Raw genomic sequence first — 25,733 nt, 5'->3', positions numbered from 1 at the left:
TTCGCCACGTCATACGCCCGGTGCGGGCTCCCCGCAACAGACCCGGAGCCTTGCGAACGGTTGTTTCGCGGCGGGGAAGGGGCTACTGCTGCGTGCGTCACGACCTTTTGAGCGGAGAACAACCATGAGCGTCGCCATCCCCCCCGAACTCGACCGCATCTACCTGGCGGGCCCCCTTTTCTGCGAGGGCACCAGGGCCTGGCACCGGGCCACTAAGGCCCGCATAGAGGCCGAAACCGGCAGGGGGGTCGTCTGGCCCTACGAGCTGTTCGACCCGGAGGATATCCCCGGCTGGGGCCAGGATGCCCCTCGCAAGGTGATGGAGGCCTGCCGGGACGCCCTGGCCGTGTGCTCCCTGGTGGTGGCCCTGCTGGACGGCCCCCAGGTGGACGACGGCACCGCCTGGGAGATCGGCTTCGCCCACGCCCGCTGCATCCCGGTCATCGGGGTGCGCACGGACTTCCGCCTGGCGGGGGACGTGCCCGGCTCGCTGGTGAACGCCATGATCCAGGCCAGCTGCGAGCGGATCGTCACCAGCACGGACGAGCTGCTGCGGGTGTTGCGCGAGCGCGCGGCGGGCCGCCGGGGCCGGTGATCTTAGGCGTCCGGGTGTAACCCGGCGGGCGGCCGGGAGCGTCTAACGGGTGCGCGGCTCCCGCTCCGTTCCCTGACGCAACTCCCCTATCGCCTTGGGCGGGGGCCGCGCCTCGCCCACCCATTTCGCTGGATAGCATAAAAAAGGCCGGGAGCGTCGTATCGCTCCCGGCCTTCTTTCGTACTTGCCGCTGGCGGCTCAGTATCCCAGCCCTTTCTTGATGCACAGGTCCCGTGAGTGGTTGCAGTTGCCGATGCACACCGCCCGTTGCGTGGCGTTGGCGATGGTGTTGCAGTTGTTGGCGCAGCCAGTCCAGACGGTGTTGCAGTTCGCTTGCACGCGCTTGCTGCGATCGTGCTCGGGGTTGTATCCGCCGCCCCGGCGCTCGTAAATGACGGCGGGCGGCGGTGGCGGAGCGTAGTAGTAGGCCGGGGGCGGCGGTGGCGGGGCCGGGACGTAGTAATAGGCTGGCGGCGGTGGCGGAGGCGGCGGCGCATGCACGACGGTCACTTCCTGGGGGGGAGGCAGCACCTCGTAGTGGGTCTGGCCCTGCTTGTCCTTGTAGACGGCGCAGGCGCTCAGCAGCAACAGCACGCACAAGCCCGTGGCGATGGTCTTCATCGGTACTCCTTCACGATGCGTCGCACCCGACGCTTACACGGACGCGGGGCCGGGTTCACGTAGCGCGAAGCGGCCCGCTCCTACAACAGGGAAGTTGGGGTGCGCCGGCGGGGCGGGCGCGATTCATTCTGCCTTGGGGAGGGCGGAGGCGGCTGGAAGGGGCTTTTGAGCGCTGGAGGCGGTCTTGAGCGTCGGGCCGCCGCGAGAAGTCATGGCAAATGGTTCCGGTTGTGCTATGCTGATTGCAAGGCCTTCGCATGGGCCCGCTGCGGGGACCGCGGCGGAAGTTGCGCCTGGGCCGAAATCAACCCTCTCTCCAGGAGCGACGCCATGGTTTTCAACGTATCCTTACAGCCGATCATCTCATTGATGGCAGGCATCCTCATCCTGATCATGCCCCGGCTGCTGAACTACATCGTGGCCGTGTACCTGATCGTCGTGGGCATTCTCGGCCTCACCCACGGCAGAATGATGTGACCGCCCGGGGGGGCGGTCCGTCCGGCGCGTGATCCGGTTTCGCCGTCGAGGCCCGCCGGACGGGACGCCCGGGGCTGGACCCTCCGCCGCAAGGGCCGGGGTGCTCACTCCGTGGGCGCGGTCAAGGCCGGGAGGATGCCCCGGCGAGCGCCGTGCGGCTTGCACGGGGATTGCTGGCTGTCCTTCCGGATGAACTTCGGGAGAGCGGAGGGCGGGCTGTGAATCAGCAGGCGTTGTCGGCCGACTGTTCGTAGAGCGACTTGGACCAGGTCAGCGCCTCGCAGTAGGAACTGGCCAGGACGATGGGGTCCAGGCCCAGCGCCTGCGTCAGCCCGTCGAGCCTGCTCCAGTCTCCCGATTCGAAGCAGCGGGCGATGCTCAGCCAGTCGCTGTAGCGGTTCTTCTCGCCGCAGAGGGCGGCCTTGACCTCCTCATCCAGGGGCAGGGAGGCCACCAGTTCGCGCATGGGCGTATCCAGCATGGGCTCCAGCAGGGAGAACAGGCCCATGAGGAACAGCGTGTCGGGCGAGAATTCGCGCACGTTGTGGTTCGCGGCCGCGCGCTCCAGGAACTTGGCCCTGATGGAGGAGAGGTAGGGAAGCTCGGAGGTCTTGTCGTCTGGCATCACGTCGGAGAGCACCACCAGCCACAGCCAGTTCTTGATCTGCTGCCAGCCAAGCAGGCGGGTGGCGTGCTTGATGGAGTCCACCTTGTAGCGCAGCCCGAAGGCCAGGGAGTTGATGAAGGTCAGCAGCCTGAAGCTGATGGACACGTCGGCTTCGATGTTGCGGGTCAGCTCCTCCAGGTCCATGCCGTTCTTTTCCAGGGTGCGGTAGATGTTGAGCCGCGTGATCCTGTTGGAGGGCAGCTTGCGTCCCGGCACGATGATGGGCTTCTCGAAGAAGAACCCCTGGAACAGGTGGAAGCCGAGCTTCTTGGCCAGCTGGAACTGGGCGTCGTCCTCCACGCGCTTGGCCGCGAGCTTGCAGTTGAAGCCCTTGAGGCCCTCGATGGAGCGCAGCAGCTCATCCTCGGAGAGCTGGAGCGTATCCAGGAAGATCACGTCGGAGAGCTCCACCAGGCGGCGAGAGCACTTGCCCGGTATGAACTGGTTGAGCGCCAGGCTGTATCCCTGCCGCTTGGCCTCGGTCAGGGCGGATTCGTATTCCGGGGAGAGCTCGCGCACAGGCTCCACCTCGATGACGGTGGTTTGCGGGGCCAGGGCGGTGTGCACGTTGGAGATGATGGACATGCGCGAGAAGTGGATGAACACCTTCTTGCCCGCCTGGTCCGGAGCCGTCAGGGGGGAGAGCAGGGAGTTGGAGATCACCGTGAGGGTGGCCACATCCTTGTCCGTGAAGTTGGCGGACTGCTCCAGGGGGCTGTTGCGGTAGAGCAGCTCGTAGCCGTAGACGCGCTTCTCGGCGTCGAATATGGGCTGCCGGGCGAAGAACGTGTCGACGTAGATCTGGGTGGACGATTCCGTGGGCATGAACGGCTTCCTTCTGCTGGGGCTTCGGTGTTCCTACCCCAGCTTGTTCCCGCTGTCCATTTCGTACCGGGCGCTCCCGGCGGGCTGGGGCCTGCGCCAGGCCTGTCGGCGGCGCAAGCCCCGCATATCCCAGCATGAGTTTCTTGGCGGATGTAAACTGTCGCCGCCTGGCGGGCTCGCACCATTCGTGGCGGTCGCCCTCCTGCCGTCTTCAATGGACAGGATGGGACAAGATGGCTATTAGGAAGCGCACTCGAATTTCATTGGGGAACGCACGCGCATGAAGGCTCTACACGAAAAACTCGTCGATTCCGGCCTGATCAGCAAGTCTGAGGTGGATCAGGTCCGGCAGATCCAGCGAAAATCCGGCTGGAAGATCGTCGAGTACCTCATGCACCAGGGGCGCCTCAACGAGAACGAGCTCATGGACTTCATCAGCCGCGAGCTCAAGATCGACAAGTATTCCGCCGAAAAATACCCCCTCGACAAGGCCCTCAAGGAGTACCTCCCGGAGGACATGGCCCGCAAGCTGGACCTGGTGCCTGTCAAGCTGGAGCGCGGCGTGCTCTACGTGGTCACGGCTGACCCGGAGAGCATCAACCGCCTGGACCAGGTGGAGCGGGTGGCCATGCTGGAAGTGGAGCCCGTGTTCTGCACCCGGTCCGAGCTTGAAGAGCTCATGGCCGGGCAGTACGGCGTCCAGTCCCACCTGGGCGACATGCTGGGCACCATCGACGAGCTTTCGGTGCAGTCCGGCGACGAGGCCGAGGAGGGCATGGACCTGGCCGGGTCGCTGCAGTCCGCCGTGCAGGAAGCCCCGGTGGTGCGCCTGGTGAACCAGATCCTGGCCCAGGCCGTGCGTGAGCGCGCCTCGGACATCCATCTTTCGCCCATGGCCAACACCATCCAGATGCGCTTCCGCATCGACGGTGAGCTGCGCGAATATCCCACTCCGCCCAAGTCCGTGTTCCTGACGGTGCTCTCGCGCCTGAAGCTGCTGGCCAATATGGACATCACCATCTCGCGCATCCCGCAGGACGGCCGCTTCTCCTTCGTGCTCGACGGCAAGGAGGTCAACGTGCGCGCCTCCACACTGCCCACCATCCACGGCGAGAACCTGGTGTTGCGACTGTTGATGCGCTCCTCGCGGGGCAGCTCCATGGAGGAGCTGGGCGTCAGCGATGCCGACAAGGCCAAGCTCCAACGCGGCATGGACCGCCCCTTCGGCCTGATCCTGGCCACCGGCCCCACAGGTTCGGGCAAGACCACGCTGCTCTACGCGGCCCTGCGCCAGCTGGACCAGCCCGGGGTGAACATCATCACCCTGGAAGACCCGGTGGAGTACCGCATCGAGACCATCCGCCAGGTGCAGCTCAACGTGCGCGCGGGCATGACCTTCGCCTCTGGCCTGCGGGCCATCCTCCGCCAGGACCCGGACATCATCATGGTGGGCGAGATCCGCGACGGCGAGACTGCCGGCATCGCCGTGCAGTCCGCGCTCACGGGCCACAAGGTGCTCTCCACAGTGCACACCAACACGGCCTGCCAGGCCCTGACCCGGCTCTCCGAGATGGGCATCGAGCCCTTCCTGGTGGCCTCCACCCTGGCCGTGGCCGTGGGCCAGCGCCTGATGCGCCGCGTCTGCCAAAAGTGCAAGGAAGCCTACCAGCCCGCGCCGGAGTTCCTGAAGCTCTTCGGCCTGGGCAACCTCAAGGACGTGAACTTCATGCGCGGCAAGGGCTGCCCGGAGTGCAACGGCCTGGGCTACGCCGGGCGCGTGGGCGTGTACGAGGTGCTCTACGTGGACGACATGGTGCAGGATTTGATCATGCGCAAGGCCTCGGCTCGCGAGATCGAACACGCCGCCGTGGAGGCCGGGGTGTTCTCCACCCTGAAGATGGACGCCATGGCCAAGGTGGCCGCGGGGCTTTCTACAATTGAGGAAGCGGCCAGCATCGCGTTCTTCTAGCAGCGCCTCCCCGGTTTCCCGCAGGCTGAGCCGCCTCGAAACGTTGAACCCTCGCGTATCCGGGATACGCGAGGGTTTGGTTTTTTCTGCGTGACGCCTGCAGCAGTTCAGAAAAAGGCTGCTTGAACCGGCGCGGAACGGCCGGTGCTTCCTTCCTATTCTTGCGCCAGCCGCCAGAGTTCCCGCTGGGCCTCCTGGCGCTTGAGCCCTTCGGCGAGAAGCTCGGCGGCCCTGGGCGCGTCGGCCTCGGCCAGCAGCCAGTCCGCCCCGGCCAGGAACGCCCCCCAGGAGTCCAGGCTGGGCTGGGCCCCCACCACGAAGAGCGTGGTGTCGCGCCGTTTGAGCCCAGGGCGGGCGTGCAGCTCCTCCAGGGCTTCCTTCTTGGATTCGTGCGCCACCACCACATCTATGGCGTTCACGCGCAGGGCCGCTGCCGCCCCGGCCGCGTCGGGCTCGTCCAGCAGGTAGTGGCCCTGGGCGGTGAAGTAGGCCTTGGCCGCGTCGCGCCAGGGGCCGGCGTCCAGGCACAGGAGCGCCACCTTCATCCCGTAGGGGATCATCTCGGGTTCGCGGATTGCGGTCTGCTCGCTCATAGGTCGTCCTCCCCGGCGGGCTGGTTGTAGTCCAGGTCGAGCTTGAGCTCGCCCAGGTCGGAGACCTTCTCGCCCCGGGCCAGGCGCACCTGGTCGATGGCCAGGGTCAGCTTGGCGCGGTCCGTGGCGTTGGCCAGGGCGGTGTCGCGGTCCACGAGGTTCTTCTCGTAGAGGCCCAGCAGGTACTGGTCGAAGGTGAACATGCCGAAGGTGGAGCCGTTCTCCACGGTGCCGTAGTAGGTTTTCTCCCCGTTCTCCCCGGTCATGATGATTTCGCGGATCTGGAGGTTGTTGCGCAAAATCTCGAAGGCCGCCACGCGCCCGCCGCCCGTCTTGGACATGAGGCGTTGGGAGACAACGAACTTGAGGCTGGCCGCCAGGCGCTGGCGTATGAGCCGCTCCTCGCTGATGTCGAACATGCCGATGATGCGGTTGATGGTCTGGCCCGTGTCCGAGGTGTGCAGGGTGCCAAGCACCAGGTGGCCGGTTTCGGCGGCCTGCATGGCCGTCTCCACGGTCTCGCGGTCGCGCATTTCGCCCACCAGGATCACCTTGGGCGCCTGGCGCAGGGCGGCGCGCAGGCCGGAGGCGAAGTTGTCGAAGTCCTGCCCGAGTTCGCGCTGGTTCACGGTGCCGCGCTTGTGCGGGTGCACGAACTCCACCGGGTCTTCCAGGGTGATGATGTGCACGGCGGACTTGTCGTTGATTTCGTCGATGAGCGCGGCCAGCGAGGTGGATTTGCCCGTGCCAGTGGCGCCCGTGACCAGGATGAGGCCGAACTTCTCCTTGGCCATGTCGGCGAAGAGGGCGGGCAGGCCGAGCCCGGCCATGGTGGGCGCACTGGAGGAAAGCTGCCTGAGCACCAGCGCCAGGGAGCCGCGCTGCCAGAAGATGTTCACCCTGAAGCGGATGCGCGAGGGGTGCTCGTAGGAGAGGTCGCAGGAGCCCTTGGCCACCAGGTCCTTGTAGAGCCTGACGGAGCGGCCCATGAGCACCTGGGCCATGGCCTCCGTCTGGCGGGCCGTCAGGGCGCCGAGGGGCAGGTCCAGGTCTCCAAGGCCGCCGTGCTGCTCGGCCTGGGGGCGTTTGCCCACGGTGAAGAGCAGGTCGGAGAGTGAGGGGGCCTGCGCCAGGGCCAGCCCCACGAGATGGTCGAAGTGCGATCTGAGCATGCGTGTGCCTCCGTGTGCGGGCGCTGCGTCATTCGTCCAGGCCGCTTGGCGGCTGGGGCAGGAATTCCTTGAAGCGGGCCTTCTGGATGGCCTTGTTGTAGGCGTCCTCAATGGAGATCTTCCTGGCCTGGTAGAGCTCCATGATGGCGTCGTCCAGGGTCTGCATGCCCTGGTTCTTGCCCGTCTCGATGACGGAGTTGATCTGGAAGGTGCGCTTCTCGCGGATGAGGTTGCGCACCGAGGGCAGAGCCACCAGGATCTCCAGGGCGCAGGCCCGGCCCGGCTTGTCGACGCGCTTGAAGAGCGTCTGGGCCACCACGCCGCGCAGCGACTCGGACAGGGCCGAGCGAATCTGCTCCTGCTGGTCGCCGGGGAAGACCTCGATGATGCGGTCCACGGTCTTGGAGGCGCTGATCGTGTGCAGGGTGGAGAACACCAGGTGGCCGGTTTCGGCGGCCTCCAGGGCCAGGCGGATCGTCTCCAGGTCGCGCATTTCACCCACCAGGATCACGTCCGGGTCCTCACGAAGGGCCCCGCGCAGAGCCGAGGTGAAACTTTTCGTGTCCCTTCCGACCTCTCGTTGGTTGACGAGGCAGTTCTTGGGCTGGTGCAGGAATTCGATGGGGTCCTCGATGGTGAGGATGTGCTCCTGGCGCTGGGTGTTGATGTAGTCGATCATGGCCGCCAGCGTGGTGGACTTGCCCGAGCCCGTGGGGCCGGTGACCAGCACCAAACCCTTGGGCAGCTTGCACAGGTCCGTCAGGATGGGCGGCATGCCCAACTCCTCCAGGCTCAGCACCTTCTCCGGGATGGTGCGGAAGGCGGCGGCTACGCCCCGGCTCTGGTTGTAGAAGTTCACGCGGTAGCGCGAGATGCCGGGCACGGCGTAGGCGAAGTCCACGTCGCCGGTCTCCTCGAACTCCTTGATCTTGGGTTCGGGAGTGATCTCGAAAAGCAGCTTCTTGAGCTCCTCGTGCTCCAGGACCTTGAACTTCACCCGCTGCAGCACGCCGTGCAGCCGGATGACGGGCTGGGACCCGCTGGAGAGGTGCAGGTCCGACGCGCCGAGCTCGTGCATCATGGAAAAGAATGCGTCGATCTGGGCCATGGTGACTCCACGTTGGGTTCTGGGCGCACGGCCCGTTGGGGAGCCGGGGCGGCGGGAGGCCGGGCGGGGCTTCGCGCCGCAGCCGCCTCTCCTGTCTATCGACGGCGGCGCGCCGCGTCCACTGGGAGTTGCCGAGGCGGGTGGCCGCGAGCCATGAAGGTGTGGCCCAATACCGGCTCTGTTGTCCTGGAGAGGGGGGGCTGCGGTGGGCAAGGAGCAAGGCAGCTGTGGCCACGTTCAGACCATGCTGCTTGAGGTCATGCGGGATGACTATCAATGCAACTATGCCTGGTAAGGAATTCGGAAACCCGTGACGGTTTTATCGGAGATCATCAAGCGGAGCAGCCCGGAAATTTCCCTGACCGGTGCCGATTCGTGATCGCCGCTTGGTCCGGGCATGTTCCGGGCCACATGACGCCGGCCCCGCACTCAGGGGTCATGGGGTTGGAATATGACCTCGACGCACTGAAACCTGCATTGAAAATGCATCTGGACACTTGACTTTTCTCTATTAGTCGCCACAGATGGGGCAAAACAACAGGCGAGATAAATTGGAGCGCGCGGCAGTGGACTCGTCATCCCAAGCATCTTCCACCGAAAAGCTCCTGGACCTGATCCGGGGTTCGGGAAAGAAGGGCGGCCAAGAGGGCACGCCCCCGCCACAGCCGTTGCCCGCAAAATCCCGCAGAGGTTTTTCCTGGCCCAAGAAGGGCGGGCTCGCTCCCGCTTCCGGCTCCAAGAACATACGCGTCGGCGTGGAGATGACCGCGGAGGAGTTCCGCCTGGTCAAGCTCTCGCTGTCGTCCGGGCGTCCGCGCTCCCTCGAGTTCAAGACCGTGCCCATCCCCGAGCAGGGGCCGGACGCGCCTGAGCTGTCGCTGGTGCTGCGGCTGGCCCTCAAGGATTTTTTGGGCAAGGCCGACGCCGACGTCTGGGCCATGGTGCCGGGCGAGAGCGCGGATCTGCAGTTTCTGCAGGTGCCCAAGGCCGCCAAGAAGCAGATCTCCAACGCCATCTATTGGACCGCCAAGAAAGAGGCCTCCTTCGACGACGCGGATGTGGTCTTCGACTACGAGCTGCAGGGCGAGGTCATGGAGAAGGGCGCTCCCAAGCTCTCCGTGCTGGCCTACACCGTGAAGCGCGAGGAGTTCGAAAAGCTCAGGAACCTCTTTCTTCAGGCGGGCTACCCGCTGGCCGGGATCACCCTGCCCTCCATCGCCATGCGCGACCTGCTGCGCGGGGGGTGGGTGCAGGGTGGCGAGCAGACCAGGGCCTGCCTGCACCTGGGGAGCGAGTTCTCCCGGCTGGAGATATTCAGCGGCGGGACGCTGCAGTTCGTACGGGTGCTCAAAGGCGGCCTGTCGGCCATGGCCCAGGCCCTCTCGGATTCCTCAAAGGAGTACACCCCGCCCGCTCCGCAGGGTAACGCCCCCGGGACTTCAGGCGCCGAGGACGAGCCAGAACTGACCTTCGTGCAGGCCGGGGGGGAGCCGTCTTTCACGGTGCAGGCCGCCACCATGCTCGAACCCATGGGGCCGGGGCTCCTGGTCGAGCCGGTCAAGCCCAAGGGACTGAGCGTGGCCGAAGCGCGCCTGCTGTTGGAAAACATGGCCGCCGGCCCCGAGGCCCTGCCGCAGGGCCATCCCGGGCGCGACATTCCCGTCCAGGACGTGCTGGAGATGCTCAAGCCCGCCTGGGAGCGCCTGCTGCGTCAGGTGCAGATGACCTTCTCCCACCATGTGGTGACGCTCGGCAACGAGCAGGTGGGCGGCTTGCTGCTGTCCGGCCCGCTGGGCGCGGGGCCAGGCCTGCTGGAGCATATCTCCGAAAAACTGGGCGTCCCCTGCGAACATCTGGACCCCCTGGCCCCGGACAACCTGGGCCGGCTCCAGGTCATGGGCCCGGCCCTGACGCTGGACGAACGCCTGCCCTACAGCCTGGTCCTCGGCCTCACGGGTGCGGCCCGCGGAGCCTGCAACCTCCTCTACACGTATAAGCAAAAGGAAGAGGAGGACAGGATCGCAGGGCTCAACCGCATGGTGGCCCTGTGCTGGCTGGGCGTGGCCGTCTCCGTGCTGGGCTTCTTCGTCTGGCAGCAGACCGAGGCGTACTTCAAGGGGCAGGAACTTCGGGGCCTGGAGCGCCGCCTGGGCGAATACCGGCCCCTGGTGGACATGCCCCTGCTGCTTTCCACCAGCTCCAAGGTGCGCGCCTCGGTGGAGAACCTGCGCGCCTTCGCGGGACGCAACCTGGGTTCCGCCCTGCTCAAGGACGTGACCGGGCTGACCCCGGAGAACGTCCGGCTCTATTCCATTTCGCTTGACCTCGGCACGGCCGAAGAACAGCCCAAGCCTTCCCCCGACGGGCCGCCCAAGCAGGAAAAGCAGAAGACCGGCTCCCGGCAGAACGTCAGGGAGGATTTGGACACCTTGACCCTGGAGGGCTACGTCAAGGGCGACAGCCAGATTCTCGAATCGCTGCTCTCGGCCTATCTCGTACGGCTGAGGACCTCCCCGCTGCTGGGCGAACCTTCGGTCAGCAAGCGCAGCCTGGAGGTGACCTCCACCGGCGAGGACATGCTCCGTTTCACCCTGACCTGCCAGGTGAGGCGCTAGATGGCATCCGGTACCAGCTTCGGCAATCTGCCGCCCAAGACGGCCCTGTACCTGCTGATTGGCACGGGTGTTCTGCTGCTTTTCATTCTGCTCGGCATCGTGCCCATGCACAACAAGCTGCAGGAGCTCGACACCCAGATGCAGCAGACCCGCTTCCGCATAGACGAGCAGGGCGCGCTGCACCCCATCTATGTGAAAATGCTGGAAATAGCCAAGGCCAACGGCGCGACGGCGCCCAAGCTGCCCGACAAGCAGGGCCTGGGACAGAAGGCGGTCTCCGAGCTGACGGACACCCTGGCCCAAATCATCGTCAAGACCGGGCTGGAGGTGCAGACCGTCACCCCTGATCCCGCCTCGCTCGGCAAGGGCTCGAAATTTTTGGCCGTGAACATCCACGTCCGGGGTTCCATGGACAAGATCAGGGACTTCCTGGGGGAGCTGGCCATGCTGCCCAGCTACCAGAACCTTGAATCCCTGAAGCTGCAGCCCGGCAGCGGAGCCAGGGACTGCACCATCAGGATCTGGCTGGCGGCGGAGTAGGCATGGATATTTCAAAGCGCGAAAAAATCCTGCTCGCGGTCATGGGCACGGCCATCGTGGTGGCGGCGGGCTACCTGTTCTGGCCATCGTCCAAGCCGCCGCCTTCGGTGATGACCCCGCAGCAGCTGGCCGAATCCAAGAAAGCGGGGGAGACCCAACTGCAGGCCCTGGAGAAGATCCAGCTTTCCGACCGGGAGATACAGGCCGTCAAAAGCGCCCAGCAACCCTGGACCCGCGACCCGCTGACCGTGCGGCCCCCCGATCCCGAGGCCCAGGTGGACCGGGACAAGTTCCAGTACACCGGGTTCGTGCGCGTGGGTCAGGCGACGCTTGCGGTCATCAACGGCCGCGAATACCAGACCGGCGAACAGTTGGAGAGCGGCGGCTTCGAAGTTGTCGAGATTACGCCCGAGGCCGTGGTGCTCCAGGGCATCGTCCGAAAGAACAAGGTACGCATCCCCTACCAGGACCCCAGCTTCTTCACGGGGCGGTAGGGCGGGCGCGACTGCACGCGCCAAGGAGTGCGAATGAGACCTATACGCCCAGGCGCGGCCGTTTTCCGGCTGGCGCTCTGCATCCTGATCGTGGCCCTGGCCGCCTGCGCCAAGCCCAAGGACAAGGATCCCCTGATCGAGAAATGGCAGAAACTGGCCGATGAGACCAAGGACAAGACCTATACGCCCGAGAAACGCAAAATCGATTTCTCCCAGCTGCAGGTCAAACCCGAGGAAAAACTCTCCGACACCAAGCCCAAGCGCAACCTGCCCACCATGCGGGTCTCGCTCAACTTCTACAACACCGACCTTCAGGCCGTGCTGCGCTCCATGGCTCGCATCGCCAACCAGAACATCATCCTCTCGGCTTCGCTCCAGGCTCCTGAGAGCCAGGGCAAGTACAAGGTGAACATCAACGTCAGCGACACCCCCTGGGACCAGGCCTTCACCTCCATCCTCAACGCCAACGGCCTCTCCCACGACTGGGACGGCGAGATCCTGCGCGTGATGACCCTGGAGGACATGAAGAACCAGAACGCCATGAAGAAGGCCATCGAGGACAAGATGGCCCAGAACGAAAAGCTCAAGACAGTGGAGCCCGTGGTCACGGCCAAGGTGCAGGTCAACTACGCCGACGTGACGGAACTTGAAAAAACGCTCAAGGGCTACCTGGCCCCCACCGGCGCCTCCGGCGGCGCAGGGGGAGCGGGGGGCGCCGCGGGCGCGGGGGGCCTCCCTGGCGGCGGCGCCTCTTCAGGCGGCGACGAACTGGCCGGCAAGATCAAGGGCACGGTGGTGGCGGACAAGCACTCCAGTTCCATCATCATCCAGGCCACGCGCGAGCACGCCGAGATGCTCGTGAAACTGGTGGAGAAGCTCGACGAGCCCAGGCTCCAGGTGCACCTCAAGGCCTTCATCGTGGAGGCCACCCGGGATTCGCTCTTCGACCTGGGCTTCCAGTGGGGCGGTTTCTTCCGCGCCACGGGCATGGACGGCAACAAGGCCTATGTCCTTTCCGGCAACAACACCGCTGTGGATTCGGAAGGCGTCCGGACCACGACGCCCATCTACGGGCTGGGTCCCCAAAGCATGGGCTACGCCTTCAACTACCCGGCGTCCATCACGTCCTCGGCCACCGGCCTTGGGGCGCAGGGCACGGCGCTGAACTTCGTGTGGGGCATGGTCAACGGCAACATCCTGCAGATGCAGCTGACCGCCCTGGCCAGGGAGGGCAAGCTGAACATCGTCTCCGAGCCTTCGCTGACCACCCTGGACAACGCCATGGCCTTCACCGAGAACGGCGAGAAGATCCCCTACGTCTCCGTCTCGCAGAACGGCACCAACGTGCAGTTCGTGGACGCGGTGCTGCGCCTGGAGATGACCCCGCACGTGATCGACGGCAAGAACCTGCGCATGAAGCTGATCATCAAGAACGACGAGGTGGTCGCCGACCAGTCTCAGTGGGTGCAGGGCAACCCGCCCATCCGCAAGAAGGAGACCAACACCACCCTCATCGTGGAGGACGGGGCCACCATCATCATCTCCGGCCTGGCCAAGAACACCCGCAGCAAGGGCGAGCAGGGCTTGCCGGGATTGAAGGACATCCCGGTGGCGGGCTACCTGTTCAAGGAAACGACCAAGCAGTCCTCCAAGCAGGACATCCTGGTGTTCATCACGCCGACGATCCTCAAAGGTTCCGGCGCTGACCCGGGCGCGCCCGTGAAGTCCGGAATGCCGGAACCCGCGGCGCCCAGAAGCGCCAGCCCCGCGCCCGCGGGGCCGGCGACGAAACCGTCGCCTGCCGGTTCGCCGGAGCGCCAGCCCATGCCGCTGGGCATGCCCTCGACCACGCCGCAGTCCGGGAGGATCGGCGGCTAGATGCGCTACTTCGAATTGTTGAATCTCCGGCGGGAGCCCTTCTCCAACTCGCCGGACCCCGACCTGTTCTACAACGCGCCGCAGCACAAGGAATGCCTCCAGGCCCTGGAGATTGCACTGCGGCTCAAGCGCGGCCTGTGCGTTGTCACGGGCCACGTGGGCACTGGCAAGACCACCCTGTGCCGGCAGCTCATCCGCATGCTGGGAAACCGCCAGGGCGTGGTGACCCACCTGGTGCTGGACCCGTCCTTTTCAGACGCGCGCGAATTCCTGATCCACTTGGCCGGTTTCTTCGGCCTGGCGGAGGCCCAGGCCGTCCAGGCCAGCGACTGGCAGCTGCGCGAGCACATCAAGAGCGCCCTGTGGACCCTGGCCGTGGAGCAGGACAGGCTGGTGGCCCTCATCGTGGACGAGGGGCAGAAAATTTCTCTGGAATGCCTGGAAATATTGCGCGAACTGCTCAACTTCGAGACCACCCAGCACAAGCTGCTGCAGATCGTCATCTTCGCGCAGCTTGAGTTCGAGCCCATCCTGGAGTCCAAGGCAAACCTGGCCGACAGGGTGAACATGCGCTTCCGCCTGGGCCCGCTGGACTTCCGCTCCACGCGTGACCTGATCCAGGCCCGCCTGGCCATGTGCGCCAAGGATATTTCGCCCGAGGGCCTGTTCACCTTCGGAGCCTTCGTGGGGGTCTACCTGGCAACGGACGGCTTCCCCCGCCAGATCCTGCAGCTGTGCCATCAGGCCCTACTGGCCGTGATCATCAAGGAGAAGCCCCGCGTCACCTGGGGCGTGGTGCGCAGCTGCATGCGCTGGCGCACCCTGGGGCTGCCCAGGCGCAGGCGCTGGCCGCGCCTGCTGGCCGCGGCCGTCCTGTTGCTCGCTGCCCTGGTGGGTTGGAGTTATTACGGGGGGCCGCCCCTGGAGGTTCGGCGCCTGGGAGGCGTGCTGCCGGAATTTGCGATGCCCCAGCTCACCCTGCCGGATGTGGGGTCCTGGTTCGGCAAGGGGAAGGGCGGCGCGCTGGAGCAGAAACCCGCAGCCCCCGCCCAGGGGGCCTTGGATGCCCCGCAGCAGGGCAAGGCGCCCACGGGGCAGGCCCAGCCGCCCCAGGCCAATGCCGAGCCGCAGAGCGCCCCCCAGGCCACGGAGCGTCAGGTCGCTCCGGTGGTTGTGACCACCATCGACCCCGGCGCAGGCGGAGAGCCCGTGCCCGTGGAGTCAGCTGATCAGGCGGCCCAACGCCCGTCCGGCCCCATGCAGTTCAACGGTGTGCGCGCCACGCTGCTCGAAGGGACGGACAGGATAGAAATTTTCGGGGACAGGCCGGTGGAGCGCTTCGAGATAGGGTTCAAGGCCCACCCCGCACGCTTCGTGCTGGACATCCCCGGCCTCTGGGAGCGCCGGGCCGACCGCGAGGTGCAGGTGGGATCTTCGCGGGTTGACAAAGTGCGTAGCGCTGTCCATCCTGATAAGCTGAGGATTGCGATCTACCTCCAAGACTCCTCGGCTGGCGCATCCGCGCCCCAGGTTGAAAAGACCCCTACCGGACTTCGAATAGTCCTCAAATAATACCATGCCAACTTTTTCCTATCAGGCGCAGAGCGAAACCGGGCAGACCGTCCGGGGAACTCTGGAAGCGGAAACCATCGACCAGGCCCAGCGCAAGCTGCTGGCCTTGGGCTACATCCCCGTATCGCTCGCCCAGGGCAACGCGGAGATGGGCTTTTCCGGCTGGATCGAAGAGAAGATGGTCGACATGACCAGCATCACGGACAAGGACCTGATCCTGTTCACCAAACAGTTCAGGACCATGCTCCAGGCCGGCCTCTCGATCCTTGAAATATTGCGCATCCTTGAAGAGCAGACGGAAAACAAGAAGCTCAAGCGCATCTGCAGCGAGATGAACGCGGCCATCAAGCAGGGCAGGACCCTGTACGAGGCGTTTTCAGCCCACCCCAAGATCTTCTCCAACCTGTACCGCAACATGGTCAGGGCGGGTGAGGAGTCTGGCACCCTGCCCGAGGTGCTGCACCGGCTGATCTACCTCATCGAGCACGAGCGCAAGGTCAAGTCGGACATCAAGTCAGCGTTGCAGTATCCCATTACGGTGGTCGTGGTCCTGGCCCTGGCGTTCTACGTGCTGCTGACCTTCGTCATCCCCAAGTTCGTGGGCATCTTCGCCAAGGTGAAGATCGAGCTGCCCTGGCCCACGGTCGTGGCCATCGGTTTGTATGATTTCTTCGCGGCGTACGGGTATTACCTGCTCGCCGGGGTCATTGTGGGGCTGTTCGCTTTCTCGAAGTTCCTCAAGACGGAGCGCGGCAGGCTGATGTGGGACCGCTTCTGGCTGCGGGCCCCCATATTCGGCCCCTTGTTCACCAAGGCGGCCATGGCCCGTTTCGCGGCGATTTTCGCCATCCTGCAAGCGAGCGGCGTGTCGGTCCTCTCCATCCTGGACATTCTGGGCGGCACCATCGGCAACTCGGCCATCGCCCTGGAGTTCGCCCAGATCAAAGCCCAGCTCAAGGAGGGGCGCGGCCTTTCGCCGCCGTTCCGTCAGACCAAGCACTTCACCCCCATGGTCATCAACATGGTCTCCGTGGGCGAGGAGTCGGGCAACTTGGAGGAGATGCTTCAGGCCGTGGCCAACCATTACGACGACGAGGTGGAGTACGCCGTGGCGAGCCTGTCCGCCGCCCTCAACCCGATCCTGATCCTTGGCTTGGCGGGCGTGGTGGGCTTTTTCGCCCTGGCCATCTACATGCCCATGTGGGATATGACGAAGATGTTGAAATAATGCGTGATTTCAGAGTAGATATATCCCTTGGGATTCTGATCCCCTTCATCCTCGGAGGGGTCGCGGGGCTTGGCGTCATCGCTGCGGAAGTCGTGTTGGGCGAGGTCTTCCCCGGGCTGAGCGTTGGGCCGGGCAGGATGTACTGGATCGCCAGCTTCACGGGAGGCGGCGTATTCGCCGTCACCCTGTTTTTCGCCCTGCTGCTTCTGCGCCCAGTGCGCCGCTTTCTGGACCGCGCCAGCAGGATCAGCGTGCTCACCGAGCCTGCGCGGTCCGTGACCCACGCCAAGGGGACGGAGCTCGAGGCCATGAGCCAGATGTTCGAGCACGTCACCCAGGTGCTCGAAAACCTGGACGCCAAGGCGCTGTTCCCGGAAATACTGGGCGAGAGCCGCATCCTGCGCGGCGTTCTCGCGCAGGTGGCCAAGGTGTCGCCCACCGACGCCACGGTGCTGCTCACCGGCGAATCCGGCACCGGCAAGGACCTCTTCGCCAACACGATCCACACCCACTCCAAGCGCAAGGATAAACCCTTCGTGGCAGTGAACTGCGCGGCCATCCCCCCGGGGCTCATGGAAAGCGAACTCTTCGGCCACGAGAAGGGGGCCTTCACCGGCGCCCTGGCCATGAAGAAGGGCAAGTTCGAGCAGGCCAACGGGGGCACGCTCTTCCTGGACGAAATCGGGGACATGCCCGTGGAGACCCAGGCCAAGATCCTGCGCGCCCTGGAGAACGGCGAGGCCCACAGGGTCGGCGGCGACAAGCCCGTGCGCTTCAACGTGCGCCTGGTGGCCGCCACCAACAAGAACCTGCAGGAGATGATCGAGAAGAACGAGTTCCGCGAGGACCTCTACCACAGGCTCAACGTGTTCCCGCTGAAGCTCCCGCCCCTGCGCGTGCGCCCGGCGGACATCCCCCTGCTGGCCACCCACTTTCTGGACCGCTTCGGGCAGAACCTGAGCATCTCCACCGAGGCTTTGCAGCTGCTGATGGCCTATGCCTGGCCCGGCAACGTGCGCGAGCTGCGCAACACCCTGGAGCGCGCCGTGGTGCTGGCCGGGGAGCACGGCGAGGTGCTGGCCGAGCATCTCCCCACGCAAGTCCGCCTGACCAACGCCGCCGCGCCGCCCATGCCGGACCAGCCCGATGCCAAGACCAAGGACCTGGACGACAGGCTCGAAGAGATCGAAAAGGGCCTCATCGTTGCGGCCCTGATCCGCTGCCAGGGGGTCCAGGCCAGGGCAGCCGGGATGCTGGGCATCAAGGAGCGCAGCCTCTGGCACCGGGTGAAGAAATACGGGCTGGACCCTTCCGCCTACAAGCAAGGTTGATTTCCCCGCTCATAGCAGCCGTTTCGGCTCCCTGGATGGCCGTCCCTCAGAACGCGGTGTCGCTCTGAGAAGCGCCGCTGTGTGTGTTGTCCTATTCCTACCGGCCGCCGTGGCCTCCTCCTGGACGCCTCCTGGCCGTCACCCGGGTGAACGCCGTTTCCCTTCCACCCCACTGACTTGCCGCCGTCCCGCATGTCCGCGATTATTTTATTTGAGCGACGAGGGCAGACCGGAATGGTCCAGTCTGCCGTTACTCTCTGAAATCATGTGGCATTGTGTGAACCCTGGTTTGGCGCCCCATCGAAATGGCCTGAATCTTCGCCAGAGAGATCGAAAATTCCTTCGACAAATCAGGTTGAGAGGCCGCGTTCGGCTTGCGTTGACGAAATTTACTTCTGTCCAGGAACCAGTTGGCAAGTCCTTGCAAACATGGACGATCCTTAATGACTGATTCATGAAGCCCGAGACAGCGGCCGCACGCCGTGTTGGGGCGGCTCCAAGAATTGGAGAATTGGGGTGTGCTTCATCGCGCAATCGGTTGCGCGATTATTGTTTAAAGTAAATTATATCATTATTTTACAGTGTGGTGACGAGGGTTGGCACGGCGGATGCTTTATGGCCTGCATCGCTGCGCGGCACCGGCGGCGACGAAAAGTTGAACAACGCCTGCCAAGGCGAGAGGGCCGGAGAGAGGGGACGCCTCGGTGAGGCGGAAAATTTCAAACACTCTTTGGAGGACACCATGAACATCACCACCCGCACCATCAACAACGGCAAGGCTCAGAGCGGCTTCACCTTGATCGAAATCATCGCTGTGCTCGTCATCCTGGGCATGTTGGCCGCCGTGGCCGTTCCCAAGTACCTGGCCATGCAGCAGCAGGCCGCCGTCAACGCGGTGCAGGGCGCCCTGGGTGCTGGCGCCTCCAACGCCACTCTGGTGTACTCCAGCCGCCTGCTGCAGGGCGACGCCTCCGCAGCCGCTGTCGGCAACGCGGTCACCGACCTGAATAACGCCGCGAACGGCTACCTGACCGTGGGCGACTTCACGGTGACTTACGCCGCGCAGGGCGCCACCGGCATCACGATCGCGCTGGGCGGCGCTGCTCCCGGCTCTACTAACGGCGACGCGGTCGTGAACAACCTGCCCGCCGCTCCTGGCACCTACCAAAAGACGGTTACCTTCCAGTAAACGGCTGGTCCGGGGGCGCGCCCGGGCACAGTTGAAAAAATCCGGGCGGACAGGGAAACCTGCCCGCCCGGCTGGTCGAGAGATCGCCGGTGGCGGCGGCCACTCGACCAGCCGGGACAGCCGCCCAACGGATCGCTGGCCGGACCTTCCGGGGTTCGGCTTGACCCGTTGAGGAAGACACAGAGGAAGGCACATCCGGTTGAGGGCGGGATGCCCGCATGGCCCGCATGGGCTTGACCGCAGGACTGCGGAGTGGAAAATGGGGACGGCGTTTTTGTGTATCACTCTGGCGACGGGAACCCGGGGAGGCCAGCGAGCCGTTGCCCCGGCGTTCTGGAGGCGATACGATGCGATCTTTCAAGCGGACGGACCAACACGGATTCACCCTTTGGGATACGATCCTGACCCTGGTGCTCGTGGCCATGCTCTCCGCCCTGGCCTTGGCGCGCTACTCCAAGCTCAACTCTGACGCCATCTCGGACGCGGAGACGCTCAAGTCCAACCTGCGCTACGCGCATACCAGGGCCATGACGGACATCTACACCTGGCAGGTCCAGGTGGACGGCCAGAACTGCACGGTGCAAAGGAACGCCCCCGTGCCCACAAGCTTCACGCTCAGCTTCTCCACCGCCGGGGTGGCGGCGGGCACCACCACCTTCGATAACCGGGGCAGGCCATCGGGCACCATGTCCTACGTGGTGGCGGGATTCCCCCAAAGCCCGGTGACCATCACCACCGAGACGGGCTTCATACCCTGAGCGGAGAGGGCCATGAAACGCGCACGCAACGGCTTCGCCCTGATCGAACTCATCGTGACCCTCACGCTCCTGGCTGTGATGGCGGCCATGGTGGTGCCGTATTTCCTCTCCGGCATTACCCGGGGCACGGAGCCGCTCAGCAGAATGCCCACGCCCCTGAGCGTGCAGTCCATCATGGCCAGCATCGTCGCCGACTACGGCGGCAACAACTCGGCCCAATACCAGCATGACCTCTCCGCGCTCAACGCCCGCATCGTCAACGGGAACTACGGGCTGAGCGCCGCCTACACCATCACGAAGAATCCCAACTACAAGTTCGACGCCACGGATACAGACACGGCCTTGCTGGTCACCATCAAGAACAACGCAACGGGCGAGAGCGCGACGGTCGTCTTCACCAGGCAGTTATGAAGCAGGCAAGGAAAACGGAACGCGGCTTCTCCGTACTGGAGGTGGTCGTCACGGTGGTCATCCTGGCCATTGTGGCGGCCGGAGGGCTGGGCATCATGGCCAACGTGACGCAGGGCTTCCTTCAGGAGCGCGCCGTGTCCGCCGCGGCCGAGAACGCCCAGGCCGCCTTGACGCGCATCATCCATGAAGTGTCCAATCTGGACACCAAGCGGAGCTACTCGCTGGCGAGCAACACCATCACCTACTATTACCGGACGGACGCGAGCCAATCGACCATTCAGCGCACAGGCACCAACCTGCTGCTCAACGGCAACACGCTGCTGAACAACGTGACGGCATTCACGACCACGGCCCCGAACTACGGGGCCTCTCCGGCCGTTCCGGCCGCGGTGAGCATACAGGTGCAGATCGTCGGGCCGAAGGCCACTGTGACGAAGACGTATACGGCGAAGATCGAGCTGAACTCGCAACGGTTCCAATAGGAAGGTTCAGCGACATGAGCATGGGACACGGCACGCACGCTACCCGCCAGTCGGGCTTCTCGCTGATCTGGGTGATCGCTGTGATCACCATCATGGCCTCGCTGTCCACGGCGGTGCTGAACATGTCCACCACGGCCGTCAAGAACGAGATGATGCTCACGTTCGACAACCAGGCCCGTTTCCTGGCCGAATCCGGCATCAACTACGCGGCCAACTACGCCTCGAACATCCTGAGCGGGGCCACCAACACCCCGCTGACCATCCTCAACGGCAGGACCATCACCACCGGTCTGGGCACTGGAAACAAGATCGAGCTCACCGTCACCACCAGTCCCAGCAACGCCTACGACTATGTGGTCACCTCAGTGGGCACGGTGAACGAAGGGGAGCCCTTCGAAGCGAAATATTCCGTCACCAACGTGATCAACGCCCCGGACAGCGGCACGGGCGTCTACATCGTGCAGACAAAGCAGGGCGTAGCCACGGCTTCTCCCACCAGCGTTTCGGTCAGCTCCAGTTCGCTCAACGACTACACGGCGGGCATCAGCTTCGACCCCACGCGCGCGGGCACCGGCAACCAGGTGGCGAGCGCCAACTTCAACAACGGCGTGGGCAGCCTGCTGCGCGGCATCCGGGTCTATTTCACCTACAACATCTCCGCAGGGTCCAATGCGGACGGCTTCATCTTCGCCATCAAGAACGGCACCTGGAACGGTCCCCGAGACGCGGGCGGGCCACAGGCTGGCGTTTCCCACGGTTCGTTCCTGGGCTACGCCGGGCCGGGCTACCCCTACTGGGGCCACGGCCTGGGCTTGCGCCCGCCCAAAATCGGCGTGGAGTTCGACATCTACACGAACTCCGGGCACTCCGGCTCGCCGACAGTCAGCAGCGACGGCCGCAACGACCCGGACAACCACCATCTGGGCAACGTGTTCTGGGGCAGTACTTGGAGCATCGGCACCAACGCCACGGTGGCACCCACCAACTCCTATTCCACGTCATCCTATTACGGGTACGACGACAACGTGCACAACTTCGGCGGCGCCAACGACAAGACCGACTACCGGCCATTCAACCCCGATGGCAGCGACAATGACCCCGGCGGCTCGGGCAGGCCCGGCCTGCTGTCAATCACACGCACCAACATGGTGGGCACGGCAAGCCCCGTGCCCGTGCGTGTCGAGGTGATCAGGCCCACAGCGGTGGTCTCCACCAACTCCACCAGCGCGTATTACAACATGTACGCCTACGTGATCAAAACGTGGCAGAACTGCACGGGCGCTGGATGCAACGACATCGGCACAGATTATACGGGGACTAGCCCCACCATGCAGTACACCCTGTACCTGACGGCAGCCGAGCACACCATGTTCCAGTTCTTCGTGTTCGGCTACCAGGTGTCCACGGGCGCGCAGACGGGCCAGTACACTTTCTCCATCCCCAAGATCGGCATGCGTTGATCCTGCCGGATGCTTTCCGGGTCGGCTGCTGAAAAGCAGGTTGCGGTGCTTGATTTTCGACAAGAATCCAGCCAAAAGGCAGTGGCTGGATTCTTGCATTTTGACATGCAAAGGGATGAGGTCATGCCGCATCGCAAGAACATGAGCCGGAAGAAGGCGAACGGAGCACGGGTCGCGGCCATTATGGCCGCGGCGCTGGCGCTGCTGTGCGTCGGAACCCCGGCACGCGCGCAGACCATCTACCACTACCAGGACCCGTCCGGCACGGTGCATCTCACCGACATCCAGACCACATCCGAGTACAGGCCGTATTTCTACTTTCGCATCCCCAAGGGGGCCGACAGGGCCCAGATCGCGGCCATCATCGTCAAGGAAGCCGGGCGCTACGGGCTGGACCCATCGCTGGTGATGGCCATGGTGGAGGTGGAGTCGGGATTTCAGGTGCGGGCGGTTTCGCCCAAGGGGGCGCAGGGCCTGATGCAGATCATGCCCGGCACCGCGCAGGACCTGAAGCTCAAGGACAGCTTCGACGCGGCGAAGAACATCGAGGCTGGGTCACGCTACATGCGCCAGTTGCTGGACCGCTTCGGGGGCAACGTGCTCCTGGCCCTGGCCGCCTACAACGCCGGGCCTGGCGCCGTGAGCCGCTGCGGCGGCGTGCCGCCCATCGCGGAGACGAAATCGTACATCGAGAAGGTCAAGGCGCGCTACGGCAAGGCCATCTGAGCGCATCCTCACGCCTGCGGCCTGACCCCATCCCGGCCAGGGCGCACGCGCCGCCGGTACCGGACGTGTTCATCGTCCTTGGGGTGCCTGCCGGAACCAGTCCGCCCGGCCCTCCATCTTACATCTTGCCCGCCAGGGCGGCCATGAACTTCCCACCCCAGAGCAGGGCGGCCATGCACCCCAGGCACAGGAACGGGCCGAAGGGGATGCGCAGGGGGCCTTGCTCCTTCCAGGCCAGCTTGAACAGCGGAGCCAGCACCAGCGCCGCCACCGCCCCGAAGAGCACCGCCGCGGGCAGGACCATCCAGCCGGTCAATCCGCCGATCATGAGCATGAGCTTCACGTCGCCCAGGCCCAGGCCCTCCACGCCGCGCAGGCGCATGTGCACGAAGCGCAGCACCCAGAACATGCCGAAGCCGCCCGCCGCCCCGATGAGGCTCTGGTCCCAAGTCAGGCCCAGGCAGAAGATGCCCGTGCCCACGCCGAGGACCGCGCCGGGGTAAGTGAGCATGTCCGGCAGGATGAAGAGCACCAGGTCGATGAAGGAGGCCACCAGGAACACACCGCCCACGGCCATGAGCGCGAGCCAGGTCAGGCCGGGGCCGAACTTGATGGCGATGGCCACGGCCCAGGCGCAGCTCAAAGCCTCCATGAGCGGGTAGCGCCAGGAGATGGGCGCCTTGCACCGGGCGCAACGGCCGCGCAGCAGGATGTAGGAGAGCAGGGGGACGTTCTCCCACCAGCGCAGCTTGCCCTTGCAGTGAGGGCAGTGCGACCCAGGGAACACAATGGACTGCTCCGTGAGGTAGCGGTGCACGCACACCGTATAGAAGCTCCCGAGCACCAGCCCGAGAACCCCGGCCATCCAGGGAAACAGCGGCAGCAGTTCTTTCGGAAACATGAAACCATCCCGTTTTTTCTGGCAGCGTACGCCAAAGCCTTCCTGGCAACAATAGAGGACTCGGAACCAGATTCCGTCCGCCGTGGCCATCGCCTTCACGGGATACCTCGACCGCCTTTGAGGCATAGCCGAAGAGGCTGGGTCCATCATCTCGGAGGGCTCCCCCTGCGGATGCAATTGCCCGATCCGATGCGGGTGTTGTAGTGTCCGGTCATGAAACACGCCGTGATGATACCCAAATGGACGATCGCGGCCCCGGCTGTGGCCTGGGCGCTCTACGCCGGATCTGCGCTCGGCCTTGGCGGTTGGTACCTGCTCCTGCTTGCGGCCGCCTTGATATGGGCGGTGCTGGCTGGCGTGCATCACGCCGAAGTGGTGGCGCACCGGGTGGGCGAGCCGTTCGGAACTCTGGTGCTGGCCATCGCGGTCACGGTGATCGAAGCCTCGCTCATTGTCTCGCTCATGTTCGCGGGCGGGCAGGCCACCGCAGCCCTCGCACGCGACACGGTCTTCGCCGCAGTGATGATCATCCTCAATGGTATCGTTGGCTTGTGCCTGCTGATGGGCGGTGTCAGGTTCAAGGAGCAATGCTTCGGGCTGCACGGTGTGAGCGCCTCGCTGACCACGCTGGCAGCTATCTCGGTGTTGGTACTGATACTGCCCAACTACGCCGAGACGGTGCCCGGCCCTTCCTACAGTACCATACAGATGGTGTTTGTGGCGGGGGTTACGGTCGTGCTCTATGGGGCGTTCGTGCTGGTGCAGACCGTGCGCCACCGCGACTACTTCCTGCCTGAGGAGGGAACCGCCAACGAGGCCTGCCACGCCCCGCCGCCCACCCGGCGCGAAGCCGCCGCGTGTGGGGGGCTGTTGCTGGCCTGCCTCGGGGTGGTGGTCCTGCTGGCCAAGTCCCTGGCTCCCACCATCGAGCAGGCCGTGGAGGCGGCGGGCGCGCCCAAGAGCCTGGTCGGCATCATCATCGCGGCGGTGGTGCTCCTGCCGGAAGGGCTCGCCGCCCTGCGCGCGGCCCGCGCCAACCGGCTGCAGACCAGCCTCAACCTGGCGCTGGGCTCCGCGCTGGCCACTATAGGCCTGACCATTCCGACTGTGGCAATGGTTTCACTGCTGACGGGAATGACACTGACGCTGGGTATCGACGCCAAGTCCACCGTGCTGTTCCTGCTCTCACTGTTCGTGTCCGTGCTTTCGCTGGCCACCGGCCGGACCACCCTGCTGCAGGGCGCGGTTCTATTGGTGCTCTTCGCCGTGTATCTGCTGCTTTCCATCATTCCGTAGTATCGCCTGCGGCGAAAACGTCTTGATGGCGCGCCAGCGTTCTGCCAGTGTGCGCCCGCCGGCGAGGCCACCCGGCCGGACACACTCCACGGAGGATCATTCTATGGACGAGCTGAAAGTGAAGGACAGTAACGGCACCCTGCTCAAAGACGGCGACAGCGTCCTGCTCATCAAGGATCTCAAGGTCAAGGGGACCTCGGTCACGCTCAAGCGCGGCACTCTCATCAAGAACATCCGCCTCACGGACGACGCGGGCGAGATCGAGTGCAACGCGGAGAAGGTGAAAGGCCTGGTGCTCAAAACTGCCTTTCTGAAAAAGGCCTAGCGGGTAGAGGTCTTGCGGCTTCGGCCCTGCCCGGAATCCTAAAAAAGTTCCGCTGGTTGCGGAAAAGCAGTTGACGCGGGGACCTGGTACAGCTAGACAGCCTCTCCCGCTGCGGGAGGGCGCGAGCCCACCCGGGGCGGGATGAAAAAATTGACAACTGGACGCGATTGGCGGTTGACACGGCGACCGGGCTTCGGTAGGAAGTTCGGCCCGCTGCGGGAAGGGGGAGACCCTGGGCCGCTGAGGGACGTGTCGAAAACTTCGCAAAAAGTTGTTGACGCGGGGGCCGGAAGCCAATAGGTTGCCGCCTCGCCCGACGGAGCCGAGTGCTGCGGCGGGATTGAAAACTGAAGATTGAGCGTCAACGAAATAAGTCGTTGACACCGCGAGCCGGGCGGCGTAGAAACGCTTCCCCGCGCATGAAAACGCGGTCAAGGTCTTTGACAATTAAATAGCGAGTCGGGTGATTCTGAAATGTAAGCATACCCTTTCGTCTTTGG

At 64.7% G+C, this 25,733-nt stretch carries 24 protein-coding genes; 18 read left to right on the top strand and 6 right to left on the bottom strand.

Annotation, left to right across the window (positions count from 1 at the left end):
* Nucleotides 1-124: 124 nt before the first annotated feature.
* Nucleotides 125-595 (top strand): nucleoside 2-deoxyribosyltransferase, encoded by a 471-nt coding sequence (locus tag MLE18_RS13680; protein WP_243439363.1) that lies wholly within the window; start codon nucleotides 125-127, stop codon nucleotides 593-595.
* Between the two features lie 198 nt (nucleotides 596-793).
* Here MLE18_RS13680 and MLE18_RS13675 read toward each other — a convergent pair whose 3' ends face one another.
* Complete coding sequence (locus tag MLE18_RS13675) at nucleotides 794-1,216, bottom strand: hypothetical protein (protein WP_243439362.1); 423 nt, start codon at nucleotides 1,214-1,216, stop codon at nucleotides 794-796.
* Nucleotides 1,217-1,546: 330 nt separating this feature from the next.
* Between MLE18_RS13675 and MLE18_RS13670 the strand changes: the two genes are divergently transcribed.
* Nucleotides 1,547-1,693, top strand: coding sequence for a DUF3096 domain-containing protein (locus tag MLE18_RS13670; RefSeq protein WP_243439361.1), 147 nt, complete (start codon nucleotides 1,547-1,549; stop codon nucleotides 1,691-1,693).
* A gap of 223 nt (nucleotides 1,694-1,916) precedes the next feature.
* Here the strand turns inward: MLE18_RS13670 and MLE18_RS13665 are convergent, their stop codons facing one another.
* Nucleotides 1,917-3,185 carry an EAL and HDOD domain-containing protein gene (locus tag MLE18_RS13665; protein WP_243439360.1) on the bottom strand — a complete coding sequence of 423 codons (1,269 nt, stop codon included), beginning with the start codon at nucleotides 3,183-3,185 and terminating at the stop codon, nucleotides 1,917-1,919.
* A 280-nt stretch (nucleotides 3,186-3,465) separates the two neighbouring features.
* Here MLE18_RS13665 and MLE18_RS13660 point away from each other — a divergent pair, with 280 nt between their 5' ends.
* Entirely contained in the window at nucleotides 3,466-5,154 is a 1,689-nt protein-coding gene (locus tag MLE18_RS13660; RefSeq protein ID WP_243439359.1) for a GspE/PulE family protein, read from the top strand.
* A 155-nt stretch (nucleotides 5,155-5,309) separates the two neighbouring features.
* Here the strand turns inward: MLE18_RS13660 and MLE18_RS13655 are convergent, their stop codons facing one another.
* Genes MLE18_RS13655 through MLE18_RS13645 form a run of 3 tightly spaced genes read right to left on the bottom strand, consistent with a single transcriptional unit; the run spans nucleotide 5,310 to nucleotide 8,027 of the window.
* A complete protein-coding gene (locus MLE18_RS13655) occupies nucleotides 5,310-5,747 on the bottom strand; it encodes a hypothetical protein (RefSeq protein ID WP_243439358.1) in 438 nt (145 codons plus the stop codon).
* Nucleotides 5,744-6,919 carry a type IV pilus twitching motility protein PilT gene (locus MLE18_RS13650; protein ID WP_243439357.1) on the bottom strand — a complete coding sequence of 392 codons (1,176 nt, stop codon included), beginning with the start codon at nucleotides 6,917-6,919 and terminating at the stop codon, nucleotides 5,744-5,746. Before MLE18_RS13650 ends, MLE18_RS13655 begins: the two co-directional genes overlap by 4 nt.
* Before the next feature lie 28 nt (nucleotides 6,920-6,947).
* Nucleotides 6,948-8,027 carry a type IV pilus twitching motility protein PilT gene (locus tag MLE18_RS13645; protein WP_243439356.1) on the bottom strand — a complete coding sequence of 360 codons (1,080 nt, stop codon included), beginning with the start codon at nucleotides 8,025-8,027 and terminating at the stop codon, nucleotides 6,948-6,950.
* 566 nt (nucleotides 8,028-8,593) lie between these two features.
* On the opposite strand from MLE18_RS13645, the gene MLE18_RS13640 reads away from it, so the two are divergent.
* From MLE18_RS13640 to MLE18_RS13580, 13 genes are all read left to right on the top strand, one after another.
* Nucleotides 8,594-10,642, top strand: a complete 2,049-nt coding sequence (locus tag MLE18_RS13640; RefSeq protein WP_243439355.1) for a type IV pilus biogenesis protein PilM — start codon at nucleotides 8,594-8,596, stop codon at nucleotides 10,640-10,642.
* On the top strand, nucleotides 10,643-11,182 hold the full coding sequence (gene pilO / locus MLE18_RS13635; RefSeq protein WP_243439354.1) for a type 4a pilus biogenesis protein PilO: 540 nt from the start codon (nucleotides 10,643-10,645) through the stop codon (nucleotides 11,180-11,182).
* 2 nt (nucleotides 11,183-11,184) lie between these two features.
* A complete protein-coding gene (locus tag MLE18_RS13630; RefSeq protein ID WP_243439353.1) occupies nucleotides 11,185-11,676 on the top strand; it encodes a general secretion pathway protein GspB in 492 nt (163 codons plus the stop codon).
* A 33-nt stretch (nucleotides 11,677-11,709) separates the two neighbouring features.
* Nucleotides 11,710-13,554 (top strand): type IV pilus secretin PilQ, encoded by a 1,845-nt coding sequence (pilQ, locus tag MLE18_RS13625; protein ID WP_243439352.1) that lies wholly within the window; start codon nucleotides 11,710-11,712, stop codon nucleotides 13,552-13,554.
* Nucleotides 13,555-15,126, top strand: coding sequence for an AAA family ATPase (locus MLE18_RS13620; protein ID WP_243439351.1), 1,572 nt, complete (start codon nucleotides 13,555-13,557; stop codon nucleotides 15,124-15,126).
* A gap of 4 nt (nucleotides 15,127-15,130) precedes the next feature.
* Nucleotides 15,131-16,354, top strand: coding sequence for a type II secretion system F family protein (locus MLE18_RS13615; RefSeq protein ID WP_243439350.1), 1,224 nt, complete (start codon nucleotides 15,131-15,133; stop codon nucleotides 16,352-16,354).
* Nucleotides 16,354-17,685 carry a sigma-54 interaction domain-containing protein gene (locus MLE18_RS13610; protein ID WP_243439349.1) on the top strand — a complete coding sequence of 444 codons (1,332 nt, stop codon included), beginning with the start codon at nucleotides 16,354-16,356 and terminating at the stop codon, nucleotides 17,683-17,685. Before MLE18_RS13615 ends, MLE18_RS13610 begins: the two co-directional genes overlap by 1 nt.
* Before the next feature lie 742 nt (nucleotides 17,686-18,427).
* A complete protein-coding gene (locus MLE18_RS13605; RefSeq protein ID WP_243439348.1) occupies nucleotides 18,428-18,874 on the top strand; it encodes a prepilin-type N-terminal cleavage/methylation domain-containing protein in 447 nt (148 codons plus the stop codon).
* A 347-nt stretch (nucleotides 18,875-19,221) separates the two neighbouring features.
* Nucleotides 19,222-19,632 (top strand): pilus assembly FimT family protein, encoded by a 411-nt coding sequence (locus tag MLE18_RS13600; protein ID WP_243439347.1) that lies wholly within the window; start codon nucleotides 19,222-19,224, stop codon nucleotides 19,630-19,632.
* 12 nt (nucleotides 19,633-19,644) lie between these two features.
* The gene (locus MLE18_RS13595) at nucleotides 19,645-20,043 is read left to right on the top strand and encodes a type II secretion system protein (protein WP_243439346.1); all 399 of its coding nucleotides are present in this window, start codon (nucleotides 19,645-19,647) and stop codon (nucleotides 20,041-20,043) included.
* Complete coding sequence (locus tag MLE18_RS13590; protein ID WP_243439345.1) at nucleotides 20,040-20,525, top strand: prepilin-type N-terminal cleavage/methylation domain-containing protein; 486 nt, start codon at nucleotides 20,040-20,042, stop codon at nucleotides 20,523-20,525. The genes MLE18_RS13595 and MLE18_RS13590 overlap by 4 nt, the downstream gene beginning before the upstream one ends.
* A gap of 14 nt (nucleotides 20,526-20,539) precedes the next feature.
* A complete protein-coding gene (locus MLE18_RS13585; protein WP_243439344.1) occupies nucleotides 20,540-21,985 on the top strand; it encodes an L-type lectin family protein in 1,446 nt (481 codons plus the stop codon).
* A gap of 123 nt (nucleotides 21,986-22,108) precedes the next feature.
* A complete protein-coding gene (locus MLE18_RS13580) occupies nucleotides 22,109-22,711 on the top strand; it encodes a lytic transglycosylase domain-containing protein (RefSeq protein ID WP_243439343.1) in 603 nt (200 codons plus the stop codon).
* Nucleotides 22,712-22,829: 118 nt separating this feature from the next.
* Here the strand turns inward: MLE18_RS13580 and MLE18_RS13575 are convergent, their stop codons facing one another.
* The gene (locus MLE18_RS13575) at nucleotides 22,830-23,612 is read right to left on the bottom strand and encodes a prepilin peptidase (protein WP_243439342.1); all 783 of its coding nucleotides are present in this window, start codon (nucleotides 23,610-23,612) and stop codon (nucleotides 22,830-22,832) included.
* Nucleotides 23,613-23,825: 213 nt separating this feature from the next.
* On the opposite strand from MLE18_RS13575, the gene MLE18_RS13570 reads away from it, so the two are divergent.
* Entirely contained in the window at nucleotides 23,826-24,908 is a 1,083-nt protein-coding gene (locus tag MLE18_RS13570) for a calcium:cation antiporter (protein WP_243439341.1), read from the top strand.
* Between the two features lie 103 nt (nucleotides 24,909-25,011).
* A complete protein-coding gene (locus tag MLE18_RS13565; protein ID WP_243439340.1) occupies nucleotides 25,012-25,233 on the top strand; it encodes an alkylphosphonate utilization protein in 222 nt (73 codons plus the stop codon).
* Nucleotides 25,234-25,733 lie beyond the last annotated feature (500 nt).

Origin of the sequence: Fundidesulfovibrio soli (genome assembly GCF_022808695.1) — a bacterium.
Classification (GTDB): Bacteria; Desulfobacterota; Desulfovibrionia; order Desulfovibrionales; family Desulfovibrionaceae; genus Fundidesulfovibrio; species Fundidesulfovibrio soli.
This window is presented reverse-complemented; position numbering and strand designations above follow the sequence as displayed.

What these genes read in the sequence shown, in the direction of transcription:
- MLE18_RS13615 (WP_243439350.1), top strand. Translation starts at nt 15,131, where the DNA reads ATGCCAACTTTTTCCTATCAGGCGCAGAGCGAAACCGGGCAGACCGTC.
- MLE18_RS13595 (WP_243439346.1), top strand. Translation starts at nt 19,645, where the DNA reads ATGAAACGCGCACGCAACGGCTTCGCCCTGATCGAACTCATCGTGACC.
- MLE18_RS13650 (WP_243439357.1), bottom strand. Translation starts at nt 6,919, where the DNA reads ATGCTCAGATCGCACTTCGACCATCTCGTGGGGCTGGCCCTGGCGCAG.
- MLE18_RS13580 (WP_243439343.1), top strand. Translation starts at nt 22,109, where the DNA reads ATGCCGCATCGCAAGAACATGAGCCGGAAGAAGGCGAACGGAGCACGG.
- MLE18_RS13660 (WP_243439359.1), top strand. Translation starts at nt 3,466, where the DNA reads ATGAAGGCTCTACACGAAAAACTCGTCGATTCCGGCCTGATCAGCAAG.
- MLE18_RS13575 (WP_243439342.1), bottom strand. Translation starts at nt 23,612, where the DNA reads ATGTTTCCGAAAGAACTGCTGCCGCTGTTTCCCTGGATGGCCGGGGTT.
- MLE18_RS13655 (WP_243439358.1), bottom strand. Translation starts at nt 5,747, where the DNA reads ATGAGCGAGCAGACCGCAATCCGCGAACCCGAGATGATCCCCTACGGG.
- MLE18_RS13600 (WP_243439347.1), top strand. Translation starts at nt 19,222, where the DNA reads ATGCGATCTTTCAAGCGGACGGACCAACACGGATTCACCCTTTGGGAT.
- MLE18_RS13605 (WP_243439348.1), top strand. Translation starts at nt 18,428, where the DNA reads ATGAACATCACCACCCGCACCATCAACAACGGCAAGGCTCAGAGCGGC.
- MLE18_RS13665 (WP_243439360.1), bottom strand. Translation starts at nt 3,185, where the DNA reads ATGCCCACGGAATCGTCCACCCAGATCTACGTCGACACGTTCTTCGCC.
- MLE18_RS13610 (WP_243439349.1), top strand. Translation starts at nt 16,354, where the DNA reads ATGCGTGATTTCAGAGTAGATATATCCCTTGGGATTCTGATCCCCTTC.
- MLE18_RS13630 (WP_243439353.1), top strand. Translation starts at nt 11,185, where the DNA reads ATGGATATTTCAAAGCGCGAAAAAATCCTGCTCGCGGTCATGGGCACG.
- pilQ (WP_243439352.1), top strand. Translation starts at nt 11,710, where the DNA reads ATGAGACCTATACGCCCAGGCGCGGCCGTTTTCCGGCTGGCGCTCTGC.
- MLE18_RS13565 (WP_243439340.1), top strand. Translation starts at nt 25,012, where the DNA reads ATGGACGAGCTGAAAGTGAAGGACAGTAACGGCACCCTGCTCAAAGAC.
- MLE18_RS13590 (WP_243439345.1), top strand. Translation starts at nt 20,040, where the DNA reads ATGAAGCAGGCAAGGAAAACGGAACGCGGCTTCTCCGTACTGGAGGTG.
- MLE18_RS13680 (WP_243439363.1), top strand. Translation starts at nt 125, where the DNA reads ATGAGCGTCGCCATCCCCCCCGAACTCGACCGCATCTACCTGGCGGGC.
- MLE18_RS13645 (WP_243439356.1), bottom strand. Translation starts at nt 8,027, where the DNA reads ATGGCCCAGATCGACGCATTCTTTTCCATGATGCACGAGCTCGGCGCG.
- MLE18_RS13670 (WP_243439361.1), top strand. Translation starts at nt 1,547, where the DNA reads ATGGTTTTCAACGTATCCTTACAGCCGATCATCTCATTGATGGCAGGC.
- MLE18_RS13570 (WP_243439341.1), top strand. Translation starts at nt 23,826, where the DNA reads ATGAAACACGCCGTGATGATACCCAAATGGACGATCGCGGCCCCGGCT.
- MLE18_RS13585 (WP_243439344.1), top strand. Translation starts at nt 20,540, where the DNA reads ATGAGCATGGGACACGGCACGCACGCTACCCGCCAGTCGGGCTTCTCG.
- pilO (WP_243439354.1), top strand. Translation starts at nt 10,643, where the DNA reads ATGGCATCCGGTACCAGCTTCGGCAATCTGCCGCCCAAGACGGCCCTG.
- MLE18_RS13620 (WP_243439351.1), top strand. Translation starts at nt 13,555, where the DNA reads ATGCGCTACTTCGAATTGTTGAATCTCCGGCGGGAGCCCTTCTCCAAC.
- MLE18_RS13675 (WP_243439362.1), bottom strand. Translation starts at nt 1,216, where the DNA reads ATGAAGACCATCGCCACGGGCTTGTGCGTGCTGTTGCTGCTGAGCGCC.